This window comes from Actinomyces dentalis DSM 19115 (genome assembly GCF_000429225.1).
In the GTDB taxonomy this organism is placed as follows: Bacteria; Actinomycetota; Actinomycetes; order Actinomycetales; family Actinomycetaceae; genus Actinomyces; species Actinomyces dentalis.
On record NZ_AUBL01000004.1, the window covers coordinates 20,658 to 43,945 of the forward strand.

A 23,288-nucleotide genomic window follows, 5' to 3' on the forward strand; every position below is an offset into this window, starting at 1 on the left:
CGGGCGCGAACCGGGACCGGCGGCGGGATACCCTTTTTCCGTGGCCTCATCGACTGTTTCCCCTAAGAAGCGGACCGCGTTCTCGACGACCGTCTTCATGAAGCGCCTCATGGCGTGGTCCGGCATCGTGTTCATCCTGTTCGTCCTGTTCCACGCCTACGGCAACACCCACTACTTCCAGGGCGAGATCGCCTACGACCACTACGCCGTCTTCCTGCGCGCCCTCCTCGTGCCGATCCTGCCCTACAGCGGCTTCCTGTGGATCCTGCGGGCGGTGCTCGTCGTCCTGCTGCTGGCGCACGCCGGCAGCGCCTTCTACCTGTGGATGCGCAACCGCCGGGCGCGCGGCACGGACAGGTACGCGGTCAAGAGGCCCGGCGCGGACTACTTCGCCTCCCGCTACGCCATGCGCACCATGCGCTGGGGCGGCGTCATCCTCCTGCTGTTCGTCGTCTGGCACATCCTCCAGTTCACCACCCTGACGCTGACGCCCGGCGGCCACTACGAGCACGGGCGCGCGTACATGAACATGTGGTACGGCTTCCAGCTGTGGTGGGTCTACCTCATCTACCTCGTCGCCCTGGCCGCCCTGTGCCTGCACGTGTGGCACGGCGTGTGGTCGGCGCTGCAGACCCTGGGCGCCACCCGCGGCGACACCGTCCCCTTCATCCGGCTCATCGCCTTCGTCGTCGCCTTCGGCCTGTTCGCCTGCTTCATGGCGGTGCCCACGGCCATCCTCTTCGGCTGGGTGGACCCGCCCATGTCCGCCGCCGACTACTACCCCCAGTTCTGCGACGCGATCGGCTCGTCCGCCGAGCAGTTCGCCCAGTGCGCCGCGCTGACCCACTGACCGAGAGCGAGTGAATGATGAGAACGATGAGCCCCCTCATCGACGGCCTGTACCGCCAGGGCGAGAAGATCGCCGACACCAAGGCCCCCCACGACGTGCCCATCGCCCGGCGCTGGGAGCAGCGCAAGTTCAACGCCCAGCTCGTCAACCCCGCCAACCGCCGCAAGCTCGACATCATCGTCGTCGGCTCCGGGCTGGCCGGGGGCGCCGCGGCCGCCTCCCTGGGCGAGCAGGGCTACAACGTCAAGTGCTTCTTCTACCAGGACTCCGCCCGCCGCGCCCACTCCATCGCGGCCCAGGGCGGCATCAACGCGGCGAAGAACTACCGCAACGACGGCGACTCCGTCTACCGCCTCTTCTACGACACGGTCAAGGGCGGGGACTACCGCGCCCGCGAGGACAACGTCTACCGCCTGGCCGAGGTCAGCGCCAACATCATCGACCAGTGCGTGGCCCAGGGCGTGCCCTTCGCCCGCGAGTACGGCGGCCTGCTCGACAACCGCTCCTTCGGCGGGGTGCAGGTCTCGCGCACCTTCTACGCCCGCGGCCAGACGGGCCAGCAGCTGCTCATCGGCGCCTATCAGGCCCTGGAGCGCCAGGTGGCGGCCGGCACCGTCAAGGAGTTCCGGCGCCACGAGATGGTCGAGCTCATCGTCGTCGACGGCCGGGCCCGCGGCATCATCGCCCGCGACATGGTCACCGGCGAGATCGAGACCCACCTGGCCGACGCCGTCGTGCTGGCCACCGGCGGGTACGGCAACGTCTTCTTCCTGTCCACCAACGCCATGGGCTGCAACGGCACCGCCATCTGGCGCGCGCACCGCAAGGGCGCCTACTTCGCCAACCCCTGTTACACGCAGATCCACCCCACCTGCATCCCCCAGTCCGGCGACTTCCAGTCCAAGCTCACCCTCATGAGCGAGTCGCTGCGCAACGACGGGCGCATCTGGGTGCCCAAGCGGGCCGAGGACTGCGACAAGGACCCGCGCACCATCGCCGAGGAGGACCGCGACTACTACCTGGAGCGCATCTACCCGGCCTTCGGCAACCTGGTGCCCCGCGACATCGCCTCCCGGCAGGCCAAGAACATGTGCGACGAGGGCCGCGGCGTGGGCCCGGCCATCAGGGAGAAGGCCCCCGACGGCACCGAGCGCATGATGCGCCGCGGCGTCTACCTCGACTTCTCCGAGGCCATCGGGCGCCTGGGCAAGGACGCCGTGTCCGCCCGCTACGGCAACCTGTTCGAGATGTACCAGCGCATCACCGGCGACGACCCCTACGAGGTGCCCATGCGCATCTACCCGGCCGTGCACTACACCATGGGCGGGCTGTGGGTCGACTACGACCTGGAGTCCAACATCCCCGGCCTGTACGTCGGCGGGGAGGCCAACTTCTCCGACCACGGCGCCAACCGCCTGGGCGCCTCGGCCCTCATGCAGGGCCTGGCCGACGGCTACTTCGTCCTGCCCGACACCATGAACGACTACCTGGCGGACATGCTGCGCCTGGGCAAGGTCGACCCGAACGCTCCGGAGATCGCCGAGGCCAAGCGGTCCGTGGAGGAGCGCATCGCCCGCCTCATGGCCCTGGACGGCAGCCGCAGCGTGGACGACTTCCACATGGCGCTGGGGCGCATCATGTGGGAGTACTGCGGCATGGAGCGCCGCGACGACGGCCTGCGCGAGGCCATCGAGCAGATCCGGGCCCTGAAGGAGGAGTTCTGGCGCGACGCGCGCGTGACCGGCGAGGCCATGGAGCTCAACCAGTCCCTGGAGAAGGCCGGGCGCCTGCTCGACTTCTTCGAACTGGCCGAGCTCATGTGCATCGACGCCCTGCACCGGCGCGAGTCCTGCGGCGGCCACTTCCGCGCCGAGTCCCAGACCCCCGAGGGCGAGGCCATGCGCCACGACGACGAGTTCCTCTACGTGGCCGCCTGGGAGTGGGGCGGGGAGGACCGGCCGCCGATCCTCCACAAGGAGGACCTCATCTACAAGGACATCGAGCTCAAGCAGCGGAGTTACAAGTGAACATCAAGCTCAAGATCTGGCGCCAGAAGAACCGGGACTCCAAGGGGTACTTCGAGACGTACTCGATGTCCGACATCGAGGAGCACATGAGCTTCCTCGAGGTCCTCGACCTGCTCAACGAGCAGCTCTTCGCCCAGGGCAAGGAGCCCGTCGCCTTCGACTCCGACTGCCGCGAGGGCATCTGCGGCCAGTGCGGCGTGGTCATCAACGGCCAGGCCCACGGGCCCATCCGCTCCACCACCTGCCAGCTGCACATGCGCCACCTGGCCGAGGACCCCTCCTTCGCGGACGGCGACACCATCACCATCGAGCCCTGGCGCTCCACCGGCTTCCCGGTCCTCAAGGACCTCATCGTGGACCGCTCCGCCCTGGACCGCATCGTCCAGGCCGGCGGCTACATCTCGGTCAACACCGGGGCGGCCCCCGAGGCCCACTCGGTGCCCGTGCAGAAGGAGAAGGCGGACGCCGCCTTCGAGGCCGCCGCCTGCATCGGCTGCGGCGCCTGCGTGGCCGCCTGCCCCAACGCCTCGGCCATGCTGTTCACGGGGGCGAAGATCTCCCACCTGGGGCTGCTCCCGCAGGGGCAGCCCGAGCGCCTGGCGCGCGTGGTGGGCATGCTCAGCCAGCACGACGCCGAGGGCTTCGGCGGCTGCACGAACATCGGCGAGTGCGCGGCCGTGTGCCCCAAGTCGGTGCCCCTGGAGGTCATCACCCGCCTCAACCGCGACCTGGGCCACGCCCTGTGGAAGGGGCAGAGGGCGCACGCCTGAGCCGGCGGGCGCCTCCCGGGGCGGCGCCGGGTCGAGGGCTAGGCTGTGCGCGTGAGCGAGCCACTGATCCTGGGCATCGAGTCCACCTGCGACGAGACCGGCGCGGCGCTGGTGCGCGGACGCGAACTCCTGGGCGACGCCGTGGCCACCTCCATGGACGCCCACGCGCGCTTCGGCGGCATCATCCCCGAGATCGCCTCCCGCGCCCACCTGGAGTCCCTCGTCCCCGTGCTCGACGCCGCCCTGGAGCGCGCCGGCGTCGGCCTGGAGGACGTCGACGCCGTCGCCGTGAGCGCGGGCCCCGGCCTCATCGGCTCCCTCACGGTCGGCGTCTCGGCGGCCAAGGCCCTGGCCGTCTGCCTGGGCGCGCCCATCTACGGCGTCAACCACGTCATCGGGCACCTGGCCGTCGACGAGCTCGTGGACGGGCCGCTGCCCGAGCGCTTCATCGGCCTGGTCGTCTCCGGCGGGCACTCCAGCATCCTGAGCGTCGGCGATATCGCCGCCGACGTCGTCGAGCTCGGCGCCACGCTCGACGACGCCGCCGGGGAGGCCTTCGACAAGGTCGGCCGGCTGCTGGGCCTGCCCTACCCCGGCGGACCGCACGTGGACCGCCTCTCGCAGACCGGCGACCGGGGGGCGATCCGCTTCCCGCGCGGCCTGGCCGCCGGCAAGGACCGCGACCGCCACCGCTACGACTTCTCCTTCTCCGGCCTCAAGACGGCGGTCGCCCGCTACGTGGAGTCCCTGGAGGGAGCCGGGCGCCAGGTCCCCCGGGCCGACGTGTGCGCCGCCTTCTCCGAGGCCGTCAACGACTCGCTGACCGCCAGGGCCGTGCGGGCCTGCCAGGACACCGGCTGCGACACCCTCGTCATCGGCGGCGGCTTCTCCGCCAACTCCCGCCTCCGCTGCCTGGCCGCCGAGCGCTGCGACGCGGCCGGCCTGAGGCTCAGGGTGCCGCCGCTGCGCTACTGCACGGACAACGGCGCCCAGATCGCGGCGCTGGGGGCCGCCGCCGTGCGCGCGGGGCTCGCTCCCAGCCCCCTGGGCTTCGCCCCCGACTCGGGCATGCCTCTGGACCTCGTCGTCGCCCGCTGAAGGGCCCGCCGGGTGCGGGGCCGGCGCTACAGCTGCGGCGGACGGCCCAGGGGATGGAAGGACTGGTCCTGGTCCACGAGGGGGCTCGCCTGCCCCCAGGGGTCGAAGGCGAGGATCTGCCCGGCGATCCTGCGGACCTCCCGCTCGATGAAGTTCTGGCCGCGCACCCTCATGAGGGTTCCGGGCAGGACGACCTGCTCGTGATCGAGGCCCACGGCCACCATGCCCATGGTGGCCGAGCCCCTGGGGGCGTACTCGGTGACCGTCTTGACCGTGATCCGCCCGTGGGCCTCCTCCCAGGGGATGAAGCGGGAGAGCCTCCCGGACCGGCGCAGCTCCAGGCCGCGCGCGTCGACGACGGTGCACGTGCCGATGACCGTGAACCCCCTCACGACGAATATCGCGGCGAGGCACAGGAGCGTCACCACGGTGAGGCACAGGGGCATCGCGTTGATGAGTCCCCGCCGGAGGGCGCTGCGGGCCATGGTGATGTTCAGGACCAGGAAGACGGAGATCAGGACGCCCGCGACGGCGGTGCAACAGCCGTACCGCCACACGTCCGCCCGGGAGCGCAGCACGAGCCTGCCCGACGGGACGGGCGCGGGAGCGGGGCGCGCAAGGGTCATGCCGCCACCGTAGGCGGCGCCCGCGGGGGCGTCCATGGGCCCGCCTCCCCAGTGTGGCGCGGGGCGGCCCCGGGCTCAGCGGGACTGGGAGAGGACCTCGGTGGGCAGCAGTGGCCGCCCGGCGCGCAGCTCGGCCTGCATGAGGCGCACGGCCGCCTCGTGGGCGCCCCCGGCTGCCCCCACCGCCGCCAGCTGGCGCTGGTAGGAGGCGCCGACGTCGAGCGTGGCCTGCACGCCGGCCAGCTCGGCCGAGCACCCCAGATCGCGGGCCACCGGCTCGAGGTCGGCGAGCATGCGCGCCACGGTCTCGGCCACGGGCTCCTCGCGGCCGCCGGAGTCCACGATGAGAATGGCCTCCATGCCGTAGCGCGCCGAGCGCCACTTGTTCTCCGCCACGTACCAGTCGGGCAGGACGTCGAGCTCCTCGCCGCGGTCCAGGCGCCGGGAGAAGTCCTCCACGAGGCACTGGGTGAGGGCGGCGACGCCGGCCAGCTCGGTGAGGTTGGTCGCCGCGTCGCAGGCGCGCACCTCGATGGTGCCCAGGCGCGGGGAGGGGCGCACGTCCCAGCGCACCTCGGTGAAGTCCTCGATGACGCCGGTGTGGACCATGTCCCCCGCATAGGCCTCCAGCTCCTCCCAGGAGTCGAACTGGTGGGGCGCGCCCGCGGTGGGCAGCTGCTGGAACATCATCGCCCGGTTGTCCGCGTAGCCCGTGTCCGCCCCGGCCCAGAAGGGGGAGGAGGCGCTCAGGCACTGCAGGTGGGCGGTGCGGGTGAGCAGGGCCCGCAGGATCGGCAGGACCTTGGCGCGGTGCTCCACCCCGACGTGGACGTGGGTGCCGAAGATGAGCATCTGGTGGCCCCACAGCCGGGTGCGGTCCACCAGCCGGGCGTAGCGCTCGGCGTCGGTCACCTTCTGCACCAGGGGGTCGGCGAAGGGGTGGGTGCCGGCGCCGGCCAGGTCCACCCGCAGCGGCACGGTCACCGGCAGGAGCCGGTCGTAGGCCAGGGCGATGTCCTCGATGCACTCGGCCACGGCGCGCCGGGCGCCCGAGACGAGCTCGACGGTGTTGAGCATCATCTCCCCGTGGATATGGGGGTCGTCGCCCACCAGGGTCAGGATCTCCGCCGCGCACTGGCGCAGGTCGAGGCTGTCGCGGTCCACGAGCTGGAGCTCCCACTCGATGCCGAGCGTCGAGCGCGGCGAGTCGGCGAAGGTCAGGGGGACGCGGTGGGCGGGGGGAGTGAGCGGCATGGGGATTCCTCTTAGAGTCGGGAGTCGGCGGGGGGCGGGTCGGCGGCCGGGGCGGGATCCGGCTCCCGCTCCGGGCCCGCCTCGGCGGGCTCGACGACGATGACGGCGCCCTTCCCCCCGCCCGCGCGCTCGCCCAGGCGCGTGAGCACCCAGCTCTCGCCCGCCTGGCCGCGCGGGCGCACGGCCAGGCGCAGCGCGTCGGGGGAGACGTCGACGCCGCGCTTGCGGATCTCCAGACGGCCGATGCCGCGCTCGCGGACCCGGGCCCTGAGGGCCTTGAGATGCAGCGGCAGGACCTCCTTCACGCGCCAGGAGCGCATGAAGGGAGCCAGGACCGGCGGCGGGAGCGCGTCACCGGTGAGGTAGGCGATGCGCCGGGCCACGGGCGCCGCCCCCGTCCGCCGCGCCAACTCGGCCACGAGCCCGGCGCGAATGGCGGCGCCGTCGGGCTCGTGCAGGTAGGCCCCCAGGTCCGACGGCGCCGCGATCGGCTCGAGCTGGACGGGCGGGGCGGAGGGGTCGGAGCAGTCGGGATCGACCAGGAGGTGGGTGCGCACCTCGCCGTCCCGGTGCGGGTCGGGACGCAGCACGAGCGCGGAGCGGCCGGGCCCCTCGGGGGCCAGCGGCCCGCACCAGATGGCGGCCTCGACGACGTCCCCGGCCGCGCTCGCCCACTGCACGTGCGAGTCGGGGGGCAGGATCTCGTGATCGATGCCCGGAGCGACCTTGACGCCCACGGCGTCCACCCGCTCGCGCAGCGCCAGGACGGAGCCCAGCGGCGGCGACCACCCCTCGGGGTCGGCTATGCGCCGCCCGGCACGGCGCCGGGCGGGATCGGCGAAGACGGCGTCGACGCCCTCGGCCTCCAGGTCGACGGCGAGCGCATCGGCGCAGCGGACCTCGACGTCCTCGAAGGTCATGAGATTGACCGTGGCCAGGGCCGCCGTCGTCTCATCGCGCTCGACGGCGAGCACCTTCAGGCCCAGCCCGGCCAGGGCGATGGCGTCGCCCCCGATGCCGCAGCCCAGGTCGGCCACGCGGCGGACGCCGGCGCGCGCGTAGCGGGCGGCGTGGTGCGCGGCCACCGACAGGCGACTGGCCTGCTCCAGGCCGTCGGGGGTGAAGAGCATCTGGGAGGCGAAGGGCCCGAGCTTGGCGGCGGCGCGGGCGCGCAGGCGCTGCTGGGTCAGGGCGGCGGCCACGAGATCACCCGGATTCCCCCGGGCGCGCAGCTCCTCCCCCAGGGCCGGGGCGGCGGCCTCGTCGTAGTCGGGCAGGGAGCGCAGCAGGGCCCAGCCCCGCGGGGTGAGCAGTTGAGCGAGGTGGTCGGCGGGCGTCGAGTCATCCATCGGCTCGATCATGGCACGGCCCGCGGGCGCGGCGCCGAAGGCGGTCGGCGTGGGGAGCGGGACCTGCCGCCATCCGGCGCGCGCCGTGCGGCGGCTACAGTGGCGGCGCCCGGGCGCCCCGCGAGGATCCGCCGCGGCGGCGCGCCCGGCAGGAAGGCGGTACTCGTGGTTGCATGGTCCCAGTGGCTCCGGCAGCGGGCCCGGCGGCTCCGGCCGGGGTTCCGATGGCTCCGGCAGCGGGCCCGGTGGTTCCGACAGCGGAGGGTGAGGGCGGTGATCGGTGTCGTCGTCTCCCTGGTCGTGCTCGTCGTCGTCTCGGCCAACGTCTGGATCTGGGGCGCCAGCGCCGGCCGGATCGAGGAGCTGGGGGCGCCGGACGACACCGCCACCGCCCCGGTGGCCATCGTCCTGGGGGCCGCCGTCTACCCCTCCGGCGAGCCCTCGCCGTGGCTGCGCTACCGACTCGACACCGCCGCCCGGCTGTACCGCTCCGGACGGGTGGAGGCCATTCTCGTGTCCGGGGACAACGGGCGGGAGAACTACAACGAACCGGTCGCCATGCGCCGCTACCTGGTGGCCGCGGGGATCCCCGCCGAGGCGATCGCCCTGGACTACGCGGGCTTCGACACCTACGACACCTGCGTGCGGGCGCGCCGGATCTTCGGCGTGACGCGGGCGATCATCGTCACCCAGGACTTCCACGAGCCGCGGGCCGTGTCGGTGTGCCGGGCGGCGGGGGTCGAGGTCCGCGGGGTGGCCGACACCCTGGCGAGGAACAACCGGGGCACCTGGGTGCGCAGCTGGCTGAGGGAACGGGCGGCGGCGGTCAAGGCGGCCTGGGACGTGCTGAGCGGGCGCGAGCCGATCCTGGGCCGCCGCGAGACGAGCGTCGAGGAGGCGATCGCCTGGACGCGGGCGCACCGGGCGCCCTGACGGGCGGCGCGCCGCGGCGGCGAGCCCCGCGCTCGCGGCCGCCGGGGAGGGGCCGCGCACGCCGTCGGCGAACCCGGGGGCCGGATCTGGCACTCGCGTTGACTGAGTGCTAACGGCGCGCGTACATTCCTCGTCAGACGCGGAGCCCGTGCGGCCCCGCGGCACGCGCCCTCGGCGCTGACGGACCGACCCCCGCGACGGCGGACCGGCACCGTCAGGACGCGGATCCAGTTACCACTCGTACGCTGAAGAAGCGAGAAGGGGAGACACCATGGCGATCTCCATCAAGCCGCTCGAGGACCGCATCGTCGTCCAGACGCTCGAGGCCGAGCAGACCACCGCCTCCGGCCTGGTCATTCCGGACACCGCCAAGGAGAAGCCGCAGGAGGGCAAGGTCCTGGCCGTGGGCCCCGGCCGCGTGGACGACTCCGGCAAGCGCATTCCGGTCGACGTCGCCGAGGGCGACGTGGTCATCTACTCCAAGTACGGCGGCACCGAGATCAAGTACCAGGGTGAGGAGTATCTCATCCTCTCCGCGCGCGACGTCCTGGCCGTCGTCGCCAAGTGACGCGTCCCGGGGCGGGCGGGGACGAAGAGCGCTGCCCTTCCGTCCCCGCCCGCCCCGGTTCGACGGCGCCGGGGGCGTGACGCCGTCCCGCACCGGCCTCAGGCGACCGGTGGGTCGCGATGGCGCTGCTCCTGGCGCGCGATCTGGGCGCGCCGCTCCTCCTCGGTCAGGCCGCCCCACACACCGTAGGGCTCGTGGGTGGCCAGGGCGTGCTCGCGGCAATTGATGATGACCGGGCAGGTGGCGCACACGGCCTTCGCGCTCTCGTCGCGCCTGCGCCGGGAACTCCCTCGCTCGCCCTCCGGATGGAAGAAGATCGAGGAGTCCATCCCCAGGCAGGCGCCCTGGTACTGCCACTCCCACAACGCCGTGATCGGGCCAGGCTGCCGTGAACGTTCGGGCATGACGCGGATCCCTCCTCGACGAGCGTCAGACGTCTAGACGAATAGCCTACTGCGTTCCAGCCCACATAGGTACTCCCCGTGCGGAGTGTGCGGCGGCGAGTCGGATGCGATCCGCGCCGTCGGTCCTCGGCGCCGGCCCGCGGCGGGAGGGCGGAGCCGTCCCCGGCTCGGGATGCGACGCCCCTGCCCCCCGCTTACCATGCGGGCGTGAGCGACTCGATCACCAGCCCCGACCTTTTCGCCCCCACCGCTCTGACCTACGACGACGTCCTCCTGCTGCCCGGACTCACCGATGTCATCCCCTCCGAGGTCGACACGACCTCGCGCCTGACCAAGAGCATCTCCCTGTCCACCCCCTTGCTCAGCGCCGCCATGGACACCGTCACCGAGTCCGACATGGCCATCGCCATGGCCCGCCAGGGCGGCATCGGCATCCTCCACCGCAACCTGTCCATCGAGGACCAGGCCCAGCAGGTCCGCCGCGTCAAGCGCTCGGAGTCCGGCATGGTCTCCGACCCGGTGACCATCGGCCCGCAGGCCACCATCGCCCAGCTCGACGGGCTGTGCGGGCACTACAAGGTCTCCGGCCTGCCCGTCGTCGACTCCGAGGGCAACCTGCTCGGCATTATCACCAACCGCGACCTGCGATTCGTGCCCGCCGAGAAGTGGGCTTCCCTCACCGTGCGCGAGTGCATGACCCCGCGCGAGCGCCTGATCACCGGCCCCACCGGCATCTCCCGCGAGGACGCCAAGGCGCTCCTGGCCGAGCACCGCATCGAGAAGCTCCCGCTCGTCGACGCCGCCGGCCGCCTCACCGGCCTGATCACCGTCAAGGACTTCGTCAAGACCGAGCAGTACCCCCGCGCCACGAAGGACGAGGAGGGGCGCCTCGTCGTTGGCGCCGCCGTCGGCTACTGGGGGGACACCTGGGAGCGCGCCGGCGCGCTGGCGGAGGCGGGAGTGGACGTCATCGTCGTCGACACCGCCAACGGCGGTGCGCGCCTCGCCCTGGACATGATCGCCCGCCTCAAGGGCGACCCGGCCTTCCGCGGGATCGAGATCATCGGCGGGAACGTCGCCACCCGCGACGGCGCCCGGGCGCTCGTCGACGCCGGGGCCGACGCCGTCAAGGTCGGCGTGGGGCCGGGGTCGATCTGCACCACCCGCGTGGTGGCCGGCGTGGGCGTCCCGCAGATCACGGCCGTCCACGAGGCCGCCCGCGCCTGCGCGCCGGCCGGGGTGCCGCTCATCGCCGACGGCGGCCTGCAGTACTCCGGCGACATCGCCAAGGCCCTCGTGGCCGGGGCGGACACCGTCATGCTCGGCTCCCTGCTGGCCGGCTGCACCGAGTCGCCCGGCGACCTCGTGTTCGTCAACGGCAAGCAGTGGAAGCGCTACCGCGGCATGGGGTCGCTGGGCGCCATGAGCTCGCGCGGCCGCGCGTCCTACTCCAAGGACCGCTACTTCCAGGCGGACGTGGCCTCCGACTCCAAGATCGTGCCCGAGGGCATCGAGGGCCAGGTGCCCTTCTCCGGCGCGCTGGCCGACGTCGTCTACCAGCTCGTCGGCGGGCTGCACCAGTCGATGTTCTACGTCGGCGCCCGCACCGTCGCCGAGCTCAAGGAGCGCGGCCGGTTCGTGCGCATCACCGCGGCCGGGCTCAAGGAGTCCCACCCGCACGACGTCCAGATGACCGTCGAGGCCCCCAACTACGCCGGGCGGGGCTGAGGCTTCGGCGCCGCCCCGGGCTCCGTGCCGGAGCCGCCGGCGGCGCGTCGGTTACAGCACGATGTCCACGCCGATAACTCATCGAATCCGGGGAGGGGGAGCGTCGAAGTTCCGCCTCACCAGCAGCGTCATGAAGATCATGGATATGACGCCCTGGCGGTGGAGCGAGCGTCGTCTCCGACGCAGTGCGCCGTTCTTCGTCTGCTCCTCGGGAAGAAGGTTCCGGGCGGCGGCCAGATTCTTCCGGAGGCGGAAGGCGTCGATATGGGAGGCGTTGACCGAGACCATCAGGACGACGAGATAGAGGATGGACAGGCAGCAGACCGATATGACGATCGCGAAGGACGTCCGCGCGCCCACGCACAGGTTCAGTGGATGCCCGAGGGGCAGGCAGTGCATCGACGTCCGGGACGTGTCGTAGGTCTCGAGGGCCGCGTATAGAAGCGCGATTCCCGCGGAGAGGGTCACGAGCATGCGCCCGAAGGCGTGGAACTGTCCCGCGATCGCGTGCTCTCGCGGACTCGCGAAGTACATCGTGACCAGGGGCGGGATCATCGAGAGGAACGCCGTCGAGGGCGTCGGGGCGGATGCGGTCCCCCATGAGAAGTGGTGGGCGAGGCAGAGCAGGGCCACCGTGGCGATAAGATTGATGGCGGCCGGGAGCAGGAACCTGTGGTGTCCGGGATTGAAGGTCGCGGTCATCACCCACTGCGATGAATCTGACGTGTTATTCTTGTTCTTATTGATTATCCTGTTCTCCAGATCTGTCAGGGTCCGCGGATGGACGAGGATCTCCGCCTGCCGCCTGTTGCGCGTCAACTCGACCGCGGGATTGGAATGATCATCGGAAAGGGTCTGGGGCGTCGTGTACGGGCGCGAGTCGGACGCGCTGCCGGTCGATTGCGGCAGCAGCGGTATCTCCTGGTCGCCGAAGGCGAGGGCCAATCGCCCGATCTCCAGGTCCTCGGGTGCAATGAGGCGAATATGGGTGCCGCCGTGCTTGGATCCGGTTAGGAGGGGGAGATCGATCGCGTAGGGCCACGGGCCGGGAACGAATACGGATCTGAGTGCATCGCCTATTCCGAGCCTGGTCCGGGCGGCGCGCTCGAGCCATGAGATCTTCAGAACGTCGTCGCGGACCCTGTGCTCGTCGTCGCGAGGGGGTGTGTAGACCACGTGGAGCGTGTAGTAGTGCTTGAGGTAATCGAGTTCGTTGAGGAAGTCTGCGGACATCGCGAAGTTCTTGATGTCGTCCGGCATGCCCTCGATCTGCTCGAACTCCTTCGCGACGGTTTCAGGGGTCTTCTCCCAGTGCTTGAGGTATTGATAAATCGTCTTCGCGGCGACTTTAACCCACGAGTCGTGCGCGGCGGGTCGGCGCCCGGGGCGGAGCGGCGCCCTGCCGATAAGGACCGCGAGAAGCTGGTAGGTGGTCGCCTCGTTGTTCTCGTGGCGCCGGGCGATGCTGAGTGTGGCGCCGCGCCCGTCCCGCGCGTCGATGTCGAGAATGGGGCCCGGCAGCATCCCGGTGGAGACCGGCAGGTAGAGCGGGGCGCGCCCGATGTCCCATTCATCGAGGATGACCGCGAGCCGAGCGCCGGACACGTCGATGCTCATGGACCGACGATGAGTTTGAGCGTCTTCGAAGGTGATGGTTTGGACGATGCGCCGCTGCCATCGTCCTCGGTACCTGACGAGAAGGCCCTGGAGCGAGCACCGCTCGATGAGCGCGTCATCAGATCCGGTGAACTCCCCGGTGTCGGGATCGAGGAGCGGGCCGGGTGCCGGCGCAGCGGACTCATTCACCGGCGTCGAGGTCCTCGATTCATTCTGCTGCCGGGTCCTTTTGCGAAGGAATTGTGCACCGATGGCGAGGAGGCTGCTCCTGACGGACTGCTCCATTGGTCTCCTCGGACGCGCCCGTGGACACCGCCTGCCGATGCGGAGCCCTAGTGGGCTCGGCTCGGCAGGAGCCCCCTGGCCACGAGCTGAGTGCGGTCGAGGACTTCCTCGTAGAGCTTGTCCGACGCGCGGCGCTGAGGAACCTGCTGAGACAGGACGACGACGTAGGGGGTACCGGCTGACGTCTTCTTGATGGTTCGAGTCGGTGTCGATACCCGAGGCTCATGAGTGGGCACCGCGGCTCCTTCGTTGGACACAAATATACACGTGAAGCGTAACGCATTTTCCGCCGGTTGTCACCGGAGTGCGCGGAGCTCCTTCGCCAGCGGCCAGGACGGGTCCGCCCCGGCGCGCCCCGGGTTCTTCCTCGCCAGCCAGGCGTTGAAGGACTCGGCCCACTCCCGGTGCGCCCGCACCTGGAAGCCCTGCAATTCCTCCAGGCTCATGGAGCCCAAACGGGGGTGGGCCCGCACCATGGCCTCCAGGACGTCGAGCGCGGCCTCCACGTCCACCTCCGCGGTGTGCAGGGACTCATCCACCCGCACCCCGTAGACCGCGCACAGGTCGCCCAGGCGGCGCTTGCCCCGGCGGTAGCGGTCCACCGCCCGGTCCAGGACGAGGGGGTCGAGGATCGGGCCGATCCCGTCCCCGCCACCGCCGCGCCCCAGGCGCTCGCGCAGACCGGGCAGCCCGTGGCGGGCGAGCCCGGCCTCCATCAGCGTCAGATCGAAGGAGGCGTTGAAGGCGACGACCGGGATGCCCCGGGCCATCGCCGCCGCCAGCGCCCCGGCGACCTCCTCGAGCACCTGGGCCGCGGGCCGGCCCTCCGCCCGGGCGCGCTCGGTGGTGATGCCGTGCACGGCCGCCGCCGCCTCGGGGATCTCGACGCCGGGGTCCGCCAGCCAGGTGCGCACGTCCCGGCCGCGGGCGCCGTCGGCGCCGAGGGGGCCGCACGAGACGACCGCCGCGGTGACGAGGCGGTCCCCGAGCGGATCCACGCCGGTGGTCTCGGTGTCGAAGCCCAGGAGGGGGCCGGTGACCCAGCTCGGGGCGGCGGGGGAGGGCGTGCGCGTGGTCATGAGCGGAAGTCTGCCACGCGCCTGCGACATCAATCGGGTCCCCGGCCCCGGCCCCGCCCGCCGCTACCATCGCGCCATGAGCGCAGAGATCGAGATCGGGCGATCCAAGCGGGCCCGCCGGGCCTACTCCTTCGACGACATCGCCGTCGTGCCCGCGCGTCGCACCCGCGACACCCGGGACGTGCGGGTGGGCTGGCAGGTGGACGCCTACCACGTGGACCTGCCCATTATGGCGGCCCCCATGGACTCGGTCATGAGCCCGGCCACGGCCGTGCTCGTCGGGCGCCTGGGCGGCATCGGCGTGCTCGACCTGGAGGGCCTGTGGACCCGCTACGAGGACCCCGCCGACGCCCTGGGGCGCATCCGCGCCGCCGCCCCCGAGGAGGCCACCCGCGTCCTGCAGGAGGTCTACCGCCCGCCGGTGCGCCCCGAGCTCATCGGCGCGCGCCTGGCCGAGATCCGCCGATCCGGTGTCGTCGTGGCCGCCCGGCTCAGCCCCGCCCAGACCCAGCGGCACTGGCGCACCGTCGTCGAGGCCGGCGTCGACCTGCTCGTCATCCGCGGCTCGGTGGTCTCCGCCGAGCACGTGTCCGGCAATGTCGAGCCACTCAACCTCAAGCGCTTCATCTACGAGCTCGACGTCCCCGTCGTCGTCGGCGGCGTCACCACCTACACCGCGGCCCTGCACCTCATGCGCACCGGCGCCGCCGCGGTCCTCGTGGGCCAGGGCGGGGGCGCCTCCTCCTCGATCCGCCAGGTCCTGGGCCTGCACATGCCCATGGCCACCGCCGTGGCCGACGTCGCCGCCGCCCGGCGCGACTACCTCGACGAGTCCGGGGGCCGCTACGTCCACGTCATCGCCGACGGCTCGGTGGGCAACTCCGGGGACGTCGTCAAGGCCATCGCCTGCGGGGCCGACGCCGTCATGCTCGGGGCCGCCCTGGCGCGGGCGGCCGAGGCGCCCGGGGGCGGCTACCACTGGGGCGCCGAGGCCCGCCACGAGCGCCTGCCGCGCGGCTACCGCTCCTTCGTGGGGACCGTGGGCACCATGGAGGAGATCCTGGCCGGCCCCTCCGACCGGGCGGACGGCACCCTCAATATCGTCGGCGCCCTGCGCCGCACCCTGGCGACCACCGGCTACTCCGACGTCAAGGAGCTCCAGCGCGTCGGCATCGTCCTGGCCCCCTACGCCCCGAGCTGAGCGGCGCCCCGGCGCGCGACGAGCCGGTGCGCGCGTTCGGATCGCGATCGGATCGCACCGGCCCGCCCATGCGCCTGCGACGAGGCCGCCCCGTCGGGTACTGTCAGTCAGGACGCCAGCCCTCCAGCTGGTGCGCGTCAATCATGGGGCGCATACGGTCTCGAGGTGCCGCCCCTCTCATCTCAAAGGAGCCGCTCATGGCACAGGTCACCGCCACCATCGCTTCCAAGGTCGGGCTGCACGCCCGCCCCGCCGCCACCTTCGTCAAGGCCGTCGCCGAGAAGGGCGTCCCGGTCACCATCGCCAAGGAGGGCGGCGCCCCCGTCGACGCCTCCTCCATCCTGGGCGTTATGACGCTGGGCGCCGGTCACGGCGACGTCGTCACCCTCACCTCCGAGGCTGACGGATCCGAGAGCGCCCTCGCGGAGCTCAAGGCCCTCCTCGAGACCGACCTGGACGCCTGAGGCGCCGCGGGCGGACCGCCCGCTCATCCGGCGTGGGGCGCGCACCGCGGGGTGCGCGCCCCACGATCGTGAGAAGGGGGGCACAATAGCGTCATGGACCTCACCCTGCTCGTCAAGGCTCTGGGTGCCTTCTTCGCCATTATGAACCCCTTCGTCAACCTGCCGCTCTTCCTGTCCCTGACGGCCGGCCAGGAGCCGGCCCAGCAGCGGCGGACCGCCTGGCGCACGACCCTGTTCAGCGCCCTCATGTGCGCGGTGGTCGCGGTCAGCGGCTCGGCCCTGCTGCGCTTCTTCGGGATCAGCCTCGACGACTTCCGGGTCGCCGGCGGCCTGGTCCTGCTCACCATCGCGCTGGGCATGCTGAGCGGGCGCGGCGCGAGCGCGCACGAGGGCAGCAAGACGGAGAAGGCCCACGCCGCCGACCACGCCGTCGCCAACGACGTCGCCTTCTACCCCATGACCTTCCCCATAATCGTGGGTCCCGGGACCATCACCACCATTATCGTCCTGTTCACCCAGACCGGCGGCGCGAAGGGGATCGCCGCCGTCGTGCTCGCCCTCGTCCTGGTCCTGGGGGCGCTGGGCGCCGTGCTGCACTTCTCCAGCGCCATCGGACGGCACATGTCGCTCACGCTGCGCACCATTATGACCCGGCTCATGGGGATGATCCTGGCCGCCATCGCCGTGGGCATGCTGGCGGCCGGCCTGTCCCGGCTCTTCCCCGGGCTGAGCGGCTGAAGCGCCCGGGCCATCGAGCGGTGCGGGACAGGCGGTCTCAGTCCTGCTCGCCCCCGGAGGGGTTCGGCTTGATCCACCACCACAGGCCCATACCGGCAGCGATGGCGAGCAGACCCAGGCCCGCCCACAGGTTGGCGTTGATGCCTCCGGTCTTGCTCATCTCGTCAGCGCTGTTGAACAGGGCCGAGCACACCACCAGGTACAGGCCGATGAGCCCCAGTGCCCCGGTGATGACCGCTCGGATGTCCGTGAGTGAACGATTGCTCATGAGTGTTCTCCTTCGTGTGTCCGGGCGGATCTAGTGGAAGATGCTGTTGAACGTGATGACCATGAGACCGGCGATGATCCCCAGCGGGATCGGACGGCGGTACCAGGGCAGCTCGTGCAGGTGCGGGTCGGTGCGCTCGCTCCTGGGGGTCAGGGCGTAGACGAAGCCCTTGAGCTCGGAGTCGGGCTTGGGGCGGGTGACCATGGAGACCAGCACCGTGATGATGACGTCGACCGTGAAGGCCACGCCCGCCGCCAGGAAGGCACCGCCCTGACCCGGCATGACCAGATTCCCGGTCCAGATGAGGATGTTGACCCCCAGGGCGCCCAGGGTTCCTCCGACGAGCCCGGTCCAACCGGCCTGCGGCGTGGCCCGCTTCCAGAACATCCCGATGATGAAGGTCGCGAACAGCGGCGCGTTGAACATCGAGAACAGCGTCTGGAGGTAGTCCATGAGGTTGGAGTAGTTCGACGCGATGATCGCGGTGAGGATCGCGACCACGGAGGCCGTCAGGGTCGAGAGCTTGCCGACCTTGAGGTAGTGAGCGTCGTCGGCGTCCTTCTTGAGGTAGTGCTGGTAGATGTCCACGCCCCACACGGTGTTGAAGGCGGAGATGTTCGCCGCCATACCCGCCATGAAGGAGGCCAGCAGACCCGTGATCGCCAGACCCAGCAGACCGTTGGGCAGCAGGTCGCGCATGAGGTAGAGGACCGCGTCGTTGTACTGGTAGCTCGTGTTGGCCCCGGACTTGAGCTGCTGGACCTCCGTGACCATGACGCCGGCGACCATGCCCGGGACGATGACGAGGAAGGGCACGAACATCTTGACGAAGGTGCCGATGATCGGGGTCGACTGGGCCGAGGAGATCGAGTCCGAGGCCATGGCCCGCTGCACCTCGACGAAGTTCGTCGTCCAGTAGCCGAAGGACAGCACGAAGCCCAGGCCGAAGACCAGGCCGATCACCGACATCACATTTGAGTCGAAGCCGGAGATCGAGTTGCCCGGCCAGGAGTGCAGCTGCTGGGCCGGGTCGGTGCCGGCGAGCTTGGCGGCGGCGGTGATCTTGTCGGTCAGGCCGTGCCAGCCGCCCACGCGGTGCAGACCGATGAGGGTCAGGGGCAGCAGGGCCGCCACAATGACGAAGAACTGGAGGACCTCGTTGTAGATCGCCGCGGAGAGCCCACCCATGGTGATGTAGGAGAAGACGATGACGGCGGCCACGATGAGCCCCACCCACAGGGGCCAACCCAGCAGCCAGTTCATGATCTTGCCCAGCAGGTACAGGTTGATGCCTGCGATGAGCAGCTGGGCCAGGGCGAAGCTGAGCGCGTTGACCAGGTGGGCGGCGGTGCCGTAGCGCTTGAGCATGAACTCGGGCACCGAGCGCACCTTGGAGCCGTAGTAGAAGGGCATCATGACCAGACCCAGGAAGATCATGGCCGGAACCGCGCCGATCCAGAAGTAGTGGAAGGTCGGCATGCCGTACTCGGCGCCGTTGGCGGACATTCCCATGATCTCGACGGCACCGAGGTTTGCCGAGACGAAGGCGATACCGGTCACCCAGGCCGGCAGGGACCGCCCCGAGGTGAGGAAGCCATCGGCCGTGGCCGCCTTAGCACGGGCGATGAGCCCGACGCCGATGACGAAGGCGAAGTAGATCGCGATGGGGATGTAGTCGTACCAGCGTGCGGCGATGAGCGTGCCGGATGCCGCTGACGAGGCTGACAGGGCGTGCAGCGTGGAGGACATCGGTGTACCTCTCGAGGTTTCGTTTCAGTGAGTAAGATCATTCTTACTGGCCGGCAGACTAGCACGGTGACGACATCGGCATAGAAGGTTGCGCCCTGTCCGGGGTCACCGGCGTCGCTGGGTAGAGTGCCCTCCATGACGCTGACTGCTGCTGCCGACGGCTCCTCCCTGGGCAACCCGGGACCGGCCGGCTGGGCCTGGTACGTGGACGATGACTGCTGGGCCGCCGGGGGCTGGGAGAGCTCGACCAACAACCGCGGCGAGCTCACGGCCGTTCTGGAGCTCCTGCGGGCCACCGAGGCCGCCGGACTCGCCGGCGAGGAGCTCCTCATCCAGTGCGACTCCCAGTACGTCATCAACTCCCTGACCAAGTGGCGCCACGGCTGGAAGAAGCGCGGCTGGCGCAAGGCCGACGGCAAGCCCGTCCTCAACGCCGACCTCGTCAAGGACCTCGATGCCGCGCTCGCGGGCCGCACCGTGCACTTCGAGTGGGTGCGCGGCCACGTCGGCCACCCCCTCAACGAGGCCGCGGACGCGCGCGCCCGCGCGGCGGCCACCGCCCACCAGCGGGGGACGGCGGTGCCGGCGGGCCCGGGCTGGACCCGCGCGGGCGCGGCCTCGGCGCCGTCGGATTCGCCGGCGGGGGCGGCGGCCCCGGACCCGAGCGCCGAGCCGGGCCCGCCGGCCCTCTTCTGAAGACCCCGGTCAGATGAGGGTGAGCGCCTGCCGGGCGATGGACAGCTCCTCGTTGGTGGGCACGACCATGACGATCACGGAGGACTCGGGCGTCGAGATGGTCAGGGGCCCGCGGGCGCGCACGGCGTTGGCCCCGGCGTCGAAGCGGATCCCCATGTGGGCCAGGCGCCCGCACAGCTCGGCGCGCACCCGGTCGTCGTTCTCGCCGATGCCGGCGGTGAAGGTCAGGACGTCCAGGCCGCCCATGACGGCGGTGTAGGCGCCGACGTACTTGACCAGGCGGTGGAGGTAGATGTCCATGGCGTCGCGGGCCTCCTGCTCGCCGGCGTCGATGCGCTTCCACACCTCGCGCATGTCGTTGTCCCCCGCCAGGCCCTTCATGCCCGACTCGCGGTTGAACAGGCGGTCGATCTCGTCGATGCCCATCCCCGCCACCCGGGCCAGGTGGAAGACGGCGGCCGGGTCGATGTCCCCGGTGCGCCCGCCCATGACCAGGCCCTCCAGCGGGGTCAGGCCCATGGAGGTCTCGACGGCGCGCCCGGCCACGACGGCGGAGGCGGACGCGCCATTGCCCAGGTGCAGGACGATCTGCTTGAGGTCGTCGCGCCCGAGCAGCGCCGAGACCTCGCCGGACACGAAGTGGTGGCTCGTGCCGTGGGCGCCGTAGCGGCGGATCGAGTACTTGTCCGCGATCTGGCGGTTGAGACCGTAGCGGGCCGCCTCCTCGGGCAGGTCCTGGAAGAAGGCGGTGTCGAAGACGGTGACGTGGGGGACGTCGGGGAGCAGCCGGCGGGCCACCTCGATGCCCTTGAGGTGGGCCGGGTTGTGCAGCGGGCCCAGCGGCACGAGCTCCTCGATCTTGGCCACGACGTCGTCGTCGACGAGGGCGGGGCCGGAGAAGTAGTGCCCGCCCTGGACGACGCGGTGGCCGACGGCGACGATATTGGCCTCGTCGAGGTCGGGTCCCTGCTCGGCGAAGATCCGCAGGACCTCGGCCAGGCCGAAGCCGTGGTCGGGGACCGGCTCGACGAGCTCGAACTTCTCGCCGTCGTGCCTGTGGGTGATGGCGCCCGTCTCCTCCCCGATGCGCTCGACCAGCCCGGAGGCCAGGGAGGCGCCGGAGTCGGGGTCGACCAGCTGGTACTTGATGGAGGAGGAGCCGGAGTTGATGACGAGGACGGTGCGGGTGGTCATGGACGGAAAGAGCCTTTCGGTGGGTGGTCGGCGGTGCGGTCCCGACGGCGCGGACGGCGGGCGCGGGCCGGACGGCGGAGGGGCCCTCCGACGGCGCGGGCGGGCCCGGCGGCGCCGCGGCGCTCAGCCCTGCGCCTGGATGGCGGTGATGGCGACGGTGTTGATGATGTCCTCGACCAGGGCCCCGCGGGACAGGTCGTTGACCGGCTTGTTCAGGCCCTGGAGGACCGGGCCCACGGCGACGGCGCCCGAGGAGCGCTGCACCGCCTTGTAGCCGATATTGCCGCTGGACAGGTCCGGGAAGATGAAGACGTTGGCCCGCCCGGCGACGGCGGACTCGGGGGCCTTCTTGGCGGCGACGGTCGGGTCGATGGCGGCGTCGTACTGGATGGGGCCCTCGACGGCCAGCTCGGGCGCCTTGGCGCGCACCAGCTCGGTGGCCCGGCGGACCTTGTCCACGTCCGCGCCCTTGCCCGAGGTGCCGGTGGAGAAGGACAGCATGGCCACGCGCGGCTCGACGCCGAACTGGCGGGCGGTGGCGGCGCTGGAGATGGCGATGTCGGCCAGCTGCTCGGCGGTGGGCTCGGGGTTGACGGCGCAGTCGCCGTAGACCAGGACCCGGTCCTCCAGGAGCATGAGGAACACGGAGGAGACGATCGAGGTGCCCGGCCTGGTCTTGATGATCTGGAAGGAGGGCACGATCGTGTGGGCGGTGGTGTGGGCCGCGCCCGAGACCATGCCGTCGGCGTCGCCCATGTGCACCATCATGGTGCCGAAGTAGGACACGTCCTGGATCCTCTCGCGGGCCTGCTCCAGGGTGACGCCCTTCTTGGCGCGCAGGCGGGCGAACTCCGCGGCGTACTTCTCGCTCAGGGCGGGGTCGGAGGTGGACACGACGCGGGCCGCGGAGATGTTCAGGCCCAGCTCGGCGGCGCGGGCGCGCACGGTCGTCTCGTCGCCCAGCAGGACGATGTCGGCGATGCCCCGGCGCATAATGGCGTCGGCCGCGCGCAGGATGCGGTCGTCGTCGGACTCGGGCAGCACGATCGTCTTGCGGACGGCGCGGGCGTGCTCGACGAGCTCGGCCTGGAACATGATGGGGGTGACCACATCGCTGGGCTCGACCTCCAGGGTCGCCAGGAGGGCCCCCAGGTCCGTCTCCTGCTCGAAGGTGGTCACGGCGACGTCGAGCTTGTGCTCGGAGGCCCCGCCGAGCCTGCCGCGCAGCGAGCCGGCCACCGAGGCGGCCGCGAAGGTGTTCAGCGGCGAGGTGATGACCGGCAGGGGCTGCTCCAGGCCGCGGATGAGCTTGAGCACGTGCGGGGCGACCCGGAAGCCGCCGTTGAGGACGAGGCCGGCCAGGTTGGGGAAGCCGGTCGAAGCGTGGGCGGCGGCCAGGGAGATGATGACGGCGGAGCGGTCGGCGGGGACGATGACGACCTGCCCCTCGGCCAGGCGCTCCAGGACGTGGGAGACGTCCATGGCGGCCACGAGCACGCCCTCCGCCTCGCGCTCGAGGAGGGCCGCGTCGCCGGCGATGAGGGTGCCCTCGACGGCGTCGGCGATCTCGCGCACGCTGGGCGCCGACAGCAGCGGGACCTCGGGCAGGGTGGTGACGGTCAGGCCCTCGATCCCGGACAGGGCGGCGGTCACCGCCCCGCGGGCGGCGGCGGGGCACCGGTTGGCGATGACGGCCACGGTGCGGGCGTGGTTCTCGGCGATCTCGGCCACGGAGACCTCGACGCTGGCGCGCACGTCCTCGGGGGCGCCCCGGCCGGAGACGACCAGCAGCACCGGCACGCCGATATTGGCGGCCACGCGCGCATTGAGGTCCAGCTCGGGGGTGCCCGCGACGTCGGTGAAGTCCGAGCCGTCGATGATGACCACGTCGTGGTCGCGGGCCACGGCCCGGTAGGCGTCGACGATGCGCGACAGGGACTCCTCGGGGGCGGCGTGGTACTCGTCCCAGGTCACGCCGATGCACTGCGCGGCCGGTGTGGCCGAGCCCGAACGGGCCAGGAGGAGGTTGAGGAAGGGGTCCTCGTCGCGCGAGTCGACGAAGGGGCGGAAGACGCCCACCTTCGCGACCACCTTCGTGAGGCAGACGATCAGGCCCAGGGCCACGGTCGATTTGCCGGTTCCGGCATTGGGGGAGGCGATGTAGATGCTGCGCGCCACGGTGTGGGTCCCTTCCGCGTCTCGACGTCGAGTGCCGCGCCGGCTCCCCCGGCGCCGCTCCACCCCGATTGTGCCCCGTGCGGCGCCCGCGCGCGGCCGAAGGCCCGCGGCTATCGCGCTTCGCGACTGTGGGAACGGGCACACGGGGCCGCTCCGGGGTCCGGGGCCGCCGCCCGCTACCGCAGCAGGGGCAGGGCGGAGACGATGGTCAG

Annotated in this window: 22 protein-coding genes; 11 read left to right on the forward strand and 11 right to left on the reverse strand. The window is 71.4% G+C overall.

All coding sequences use genetic code 11. The features are described from left to right. The first annotated feature begins 97 nt into the window (after positions 1 to 97). From G446_RS0102180 to tsaD, 4 genes are read left to right on the forward strand one after another with little or no spacing between them, the layout of a single operon-like run. Positions 98 to 850, forward strand: coding sequence for a succinate dehydrogenase cytochrome b subunit (locus G446_RS0102180; protein WP_026408895.1), 753 nt, complete (start codon positions 98 to 100; stop codon positions 848 to 850). 26 nt (positions 851 to 876) lie between these two features. Then, positions 877 to 2,877: a fumarate reductase/succinate dehydrogenase flavoprotein subunit gene (locus G446_RS0102185; RefSeq protein ID WP_026408896.1), complete on the forward strand. Its 2,001-nt coding sequence runs from the start codon at positions 877 to 879 to the stop codon at positions 2,875 to 2,877. Continuing rightward, on the forward strand, positions 2,874 to 3,647 hold the full coding sequence (locus G446_RS0102190; protein ID WP_026408897.1) for a succinate dehydrogenase/fumarate reductase iron-sulfur subunit: 774 nt from the start codon (positions 2,874 to 2,876) through the stop codon (positions 3,645 to 3,647). Before G446_RS0102185 ends, G446_RS0102190 begins: the two co-directional genes overlap by 4 nt. A 51-nt stretch (positions 3,648 to 3,698) precedes the next feature. Further along, positions 3,699 to 4,745: a tRNA (adenosine(37)-N6)-threonylcarbamoyltransferase complex transferase subunit TsaD gene (gene tsaD / locus G446_RS0102195; protein ID WP_026408898.1), complete on the forward strand. Its 1,047-nt coding sequence runs from the start codon at positions 3,699 to 3,701 to the stop codon at positions 4,743 to 4,745. Between the two features lie 26 nt (positions 4,746 to 4,771). On the opposite strand, the gene G446_RS0102200 is transcribed toward tsaD, so the two are convergent. The 3 genes from G446_RS0102200 to G446_RS0102210 form a co-directional block, all read right to left on the reverse strand. Further along, on the reverse strand, positions 4,772 to 5,371 hold the full coding sequence (locus G446_RS0102200; protein WP_156916479.1) for a hypothetical protein: 600 nt from the start codon (positions 5,369 to 5,371) through the stop codon (positions 4,772 to 4,774). Between the two features lie 75 nt (positions 5,372 to 5,446). After that, positions 5,447 to 6,625, reverse strand: coding sequence for a glutamate--cysteine ligase (locus G446_RS0102205; RefSeq protein WP_034468812.1), 1,179 nt, complete (start codon positions 6,623 to 6,625; stop codon positions 5,447 to 5,449). An 11-nt stretch (positions 6,626 to 6,636) separates the two neighbouring features. Then, the gene (locus tag G446_RS0102210) at positions 6,637 to 7,974 is read right to left on the reverse strand and encodes a class I SAM-dependent methyltransferase (protein ID WP_034468814.1); all 1,338 of its coding nucleotides are present in this window, start codon (positions 7,972 to 7,974) and stop codon (positions 6,637 to 6,639) included. Between the two features lie 273 nt (positions 7,975 to 8,247). Between G446_RS0102210 and G446_RS0102215 the strand changes: the two genes are divergently transcribed. Next, on the forward strand, positions 8,248 to 8,907 hold the full coding sequence (locus G446_RS0102215) for a SanA/YdcF family protein (RefSeq protein WP_026408902.1): 660 nt from the start codon (positions 8,248 to 8,250) through the stop codon (positions 8,905 to 8,907). A 271-nt stretch (positions 8,908 to 9,178) separates the two neighbouring features. Beyond that, entirely contained in the window at positions 9,179 to 9,475 is a 297-nt protein-coding gene (gene groES, locus G446_RS0102220) for a co-chaperone GroES (protein WP_026408903.1), read from the forward strand. A 98-nt stretch (positions 9,476 to 9,573) separates the two neighbouring features. Here the strand turns inward: groES and G446_RS0102225 are convergent, their stop codons facing one another. Continuing rightward, positions 9,574 to 9,879 carry a WhiB family transcriptional regulator gene (locus G446_RS0102225; protein ID WP_026408904.1) on the reverse strand — a complete coding sequence of 102 codons (306 nt, stop codon included), beginning with the start codon at positions 9,877 to 9,879 and terminating at the stop codon, positions 9,574 to 9,576. A 207-nt stretch (positions 9,880 to 10,086) separates the two neighbouring features. Here G446_RS0102225 and guaB point away from each other — a divergent pair, with 207 nt between their 5' ends. Further along, the gene (gene guaB, locus G446_RS0102230) at positions 10,087 to 11,607 is read left to right on the forward strand and encodes an IMP dehydrogenase (protein WP_034468815.1); all 1,521 of its coding nucleotides are present in this window, start codon (positions 10,087 to 10,089) and stop codon (positions 11,605 to 11,607) included. 78 nt (positions 11,608 to 11,685) lie between these two features. On the opposite strand, the gene G446_RS0102235 is transcribed toward guaB, so the two are convergent. Genes G446_RS0102235 through G446_RS0102245 form a run of 3 tightly spaced genes read right to left on the reverse strand, consistent with a single transcriptional unit; the run spans position 11,686 to position 14,588 of the window. After that, on the reverse strand, positions 11,686 to 13,509 hold the full coding sequence (locus tag G446_RS0102235) for a hypothetical protein (RefSeq protein WP_026408906.1): 1,824 nt from the start codon (positions 13,507 to 13,509) through the stop codon (positions 11,686 to 11,688). A gap of 47 nt (positions 13,510 to 13,556) precedes the next feature. Next, on the reverse strand, positions 13,557 to 13,745 hold the full coding sequence (locus G446_RS19725) for a hypothetical protein (RefSeq protein ID WP_156916480.1): 189 nt from the start codon (positions 13,743 to 13,745) through the stop codon (positions 13,557 to 13,559). 60 nt (positions 13,746 to 13,805) lie between these two features. Further along, positions 13,806 to 14,588, reverse strand: coding sequence for an exonuclease domain-containing protein (locus tag G446_RS0102245; RefSeq protein WP_034468817.1), 783 nt, complete (start codon positions 14,586 to 14,588; stop codon positions 13,806 to 13,808). 76 nt (positions 14,589 to 14,664) lie between these two features. On the opposite strand from G446_RS0102245, the gene G446_RS0102250 reads away from it, so the two are divergent. The 3 genes from G446_RS0102250 (at position 14,665) to G446_RS0102260 (ending at position 16,991) form a co-directional block, all read left to right on the forward strand. Beyond that, positions 14,665 to 15,789: a GuaB3 family IMP dehydrogenase-related protein gene (locus G446_RS0102250; RefSeq protein ID WP_026408908.1), complete on the forward strand. Its 1,125-nt coding sequence runs from the start codon at positions 14,665 to 14,667 to the stop codon at positions 15,787 to 15,789. A 197-nt stretch (positions 15,790 to 15,986) separates the two neighbouring features. Beyond that, positions 15,987 to 16,253 carry an HPr family phosphocarrier protein gene (locus G446_RS0102255; RefSeq protein ID WP_026408909.1) on the forward strand — a complete coding sequence of 89 codons (267 nt, stop codon included), beginning with the start codon at positions 15,987 to 15,989 and terminating at the stop codon, positions 16,251 to 16,253. Between the two features lie 93 nt (positions 16,254 to 16,346). Beyond that, positions 16,347 to 16,991 (forward strand): MarC family protein, encoded by a 645-nt coding sequence (locus tag G446_RS0102260; protein ID WP_026408910.1) that lies wholly within the window; start codon positions 16,347 to 16,349, stop codon positions 16,989 to 16,991. 37 nt (positions 16,992 to 17,028) lie between these two features. Here the strand turns inward: G446_RS0102260 and G446_RS0102265 are convergent, their stop codons facing one another. Further along, the gene (locus G446_RS0102265; protein ID WP_026408911.1) at positions 17,029 to 17,259 is read right to left on the reverse strand and encodes a hypothetical protein; all 231 of its coding nucleotides are present in this window, start codon (positions 17,257 to 17,259) and stop codon (positions 17,029 to 17,031) included. Between the two features lie 30 nt (positions 17,260 to 17,289). Next, complete coding sequence (locus tag G446_RS0102270) at positions 17,290 to 19,008, reverse strand: sodium:solute symporter family protein (RefSeq protein WP_026408912.1); 1,719 nt, start codon at positions 19,006 to 19,008, stop codon at positions 17,290 to 17,292. A gap of 135 nt (positions 19,009 to 19,143) precedes the next feature. Here G446_RS0102270 and G446_RS0102275 point away from each other — a divergent pair, with 135 nt between their 5' ends. Next, positions 19,144 to 19,704 (forward strand): ribonuclease H family protein, encoded by a 561-nt coding sequence (locus G446_RS0102275; RefSeq protein ID WP_026408913.1) that lies wholly within the window; start codon positions 19,144 to 19,146, stop codon positions 19,702 to 19,704. Positions 19,705 to 19,713: 9 nt separating this feature from the next. On the opposite strand, the gene G446_RS0102280 is transcribed toward G446_RS0102275, so the two are convergent. Further along, positions 19,714 to 20,898 (reverse strand): acetate/propionate family kinase, encoded by a 1,185-nt coding sequence (locus G446_RS0102280; RefSeq protein WP_026408914.1) that lies wholly within the window; start codon positions 20,896 to 20,898, stop codon positions 19,714 to 19,716. 123 nt (positions 20,899 to 21,021) lie between these two features. After that, positions 21,022 to 23,076 (reverse strand): phosphate acetyltransferase, encoded by a 2,055-nt coding sequence (pta, locus tag G446_RS0102285; RefSeq protein ID WP_026408915.1) that lies wholly within the window; start codon positions 23,074 to 23,076, stop codon positions 21,022 to 21,024. Positions 23,077 to 23,288 lie beyond the last annotated feature (212 nt).

Excerpts from the sequence above, each read along its gene's own strand:
- G446_RS0102250 (WP_026408908.1), top strand. The coding sequence starts at position 14,665 with ATGAGCGCAGAGATCGAGATCGGGCGATCCAAGCGGGCCCGCCGGGCC.
- G446_RS0102245 (WP_034468817.1), bottom strand. The coding sequence starts at position 14,588 with ATGACCACGCGCACGCCCTCCCCCGCCGCCCCGAGCTGGGTCACCGGC.
- G446_RS0102185 (WP_026408896.1), top strand. The coding sequence starts at position 877 with ATGAGCCCCCTCATCGACGGCCTGTACCGCCAGGGCGAGAAGATCGCC.
- groES (WP_026408903.1), top strand. The coding sequence starts at position 9,179 with ATGGCGATCTCCATCAAGCCGCTCGAGGACCGCATCGTCGTCCAGACG.
- G446_RS0102255 (WP_026408909.1), top strand. The coding sequence starts at position 15,987 with ATGGCACAGGTCACCGCCACCATCGCTTCCAAGGTCGGGCTGCACGCC.
- G446_RS0102265 (WP_026408911.1), bottom strand. The coding sequence starts at position 17,259 with ATGAGCAATCGTTCACTCACGGACATCCGAGCGGTCATCACCGGGGCA.
- G446_RS0102225 (WP_026408904.1), bottom strand. The coding sequence starts at position 9,879 with ATGCCCGAACGTTCACGGCAGCCTGGCCCGATCACGGCGTTGTGGGAG.
- G446_RS0102205 (WP_034468812.1), bottom strand. The coding sequence starts at position 6,625 with ATGCCGCTCACTCCCCCCGCCCACCGCGTCCCCCTGACCTTCGCCGAC.
- G446_RS0102275 (WP_026408913.1), top strand. The coding sequence starts at position 19,144 with ATGACGCTGACTGCTGCTGCCGACGGCTCCTCCCTGGGCAACCCGGGA.
- G446_RS0102210 (WP_034468814.1), bottom strand. The coding sequence starts at position 7,974 with ATGGATGACTCGACGCCCGCCGACCACCTCGCTCAACTGCTCACCCCG.
- G446_RS0102180 (WP_026408895.1), top strand. The coding sequence starts at position 98 with ATGAAGCGCCTCATGGCGTGGTCCGGCATCGTGTTCATCCTGTTCGTC.
- G446_RS0102280 (WP_026408914.1), bottom strand. The coding sequence starts at position 20,898 with ATGACCACCCGCACCGTCCTCGTCATCAACTCCGGCTCCTCCTCCATC.
- G446_RS0102260 (WP_026408910.1), top strand. The coding sequence starts at position 16,347 with ATGGACCTCACCCTGCTCGTCAAGGCTCTGGGTGCCTTCTTCGCCATT.
- G446_RS0102235 (WP_026408906.1), bottom strand. The coding sequence starts at position 13,509 with ATGGAGCAGTCCGTCAGGAGCAGCCTCCTCGCCATCGGTGCACAATTC.
- G446_RS0102270 (WP_026408912.1), bottom strand. The coding sequence starts at position 19,008 with ATGTCCTCCACGCTGCACGCCCTGTCAGCCTCGTCAGCGGCATCCGGC.
- G446_RS0102200 (WP_156916479.1), bottom strand. The coding sequence starts at position 5,371 with ATGACCCTTGCGCGCCCCGCTCCCGCGCCCGTCCCGTCGGGCAGGCTC.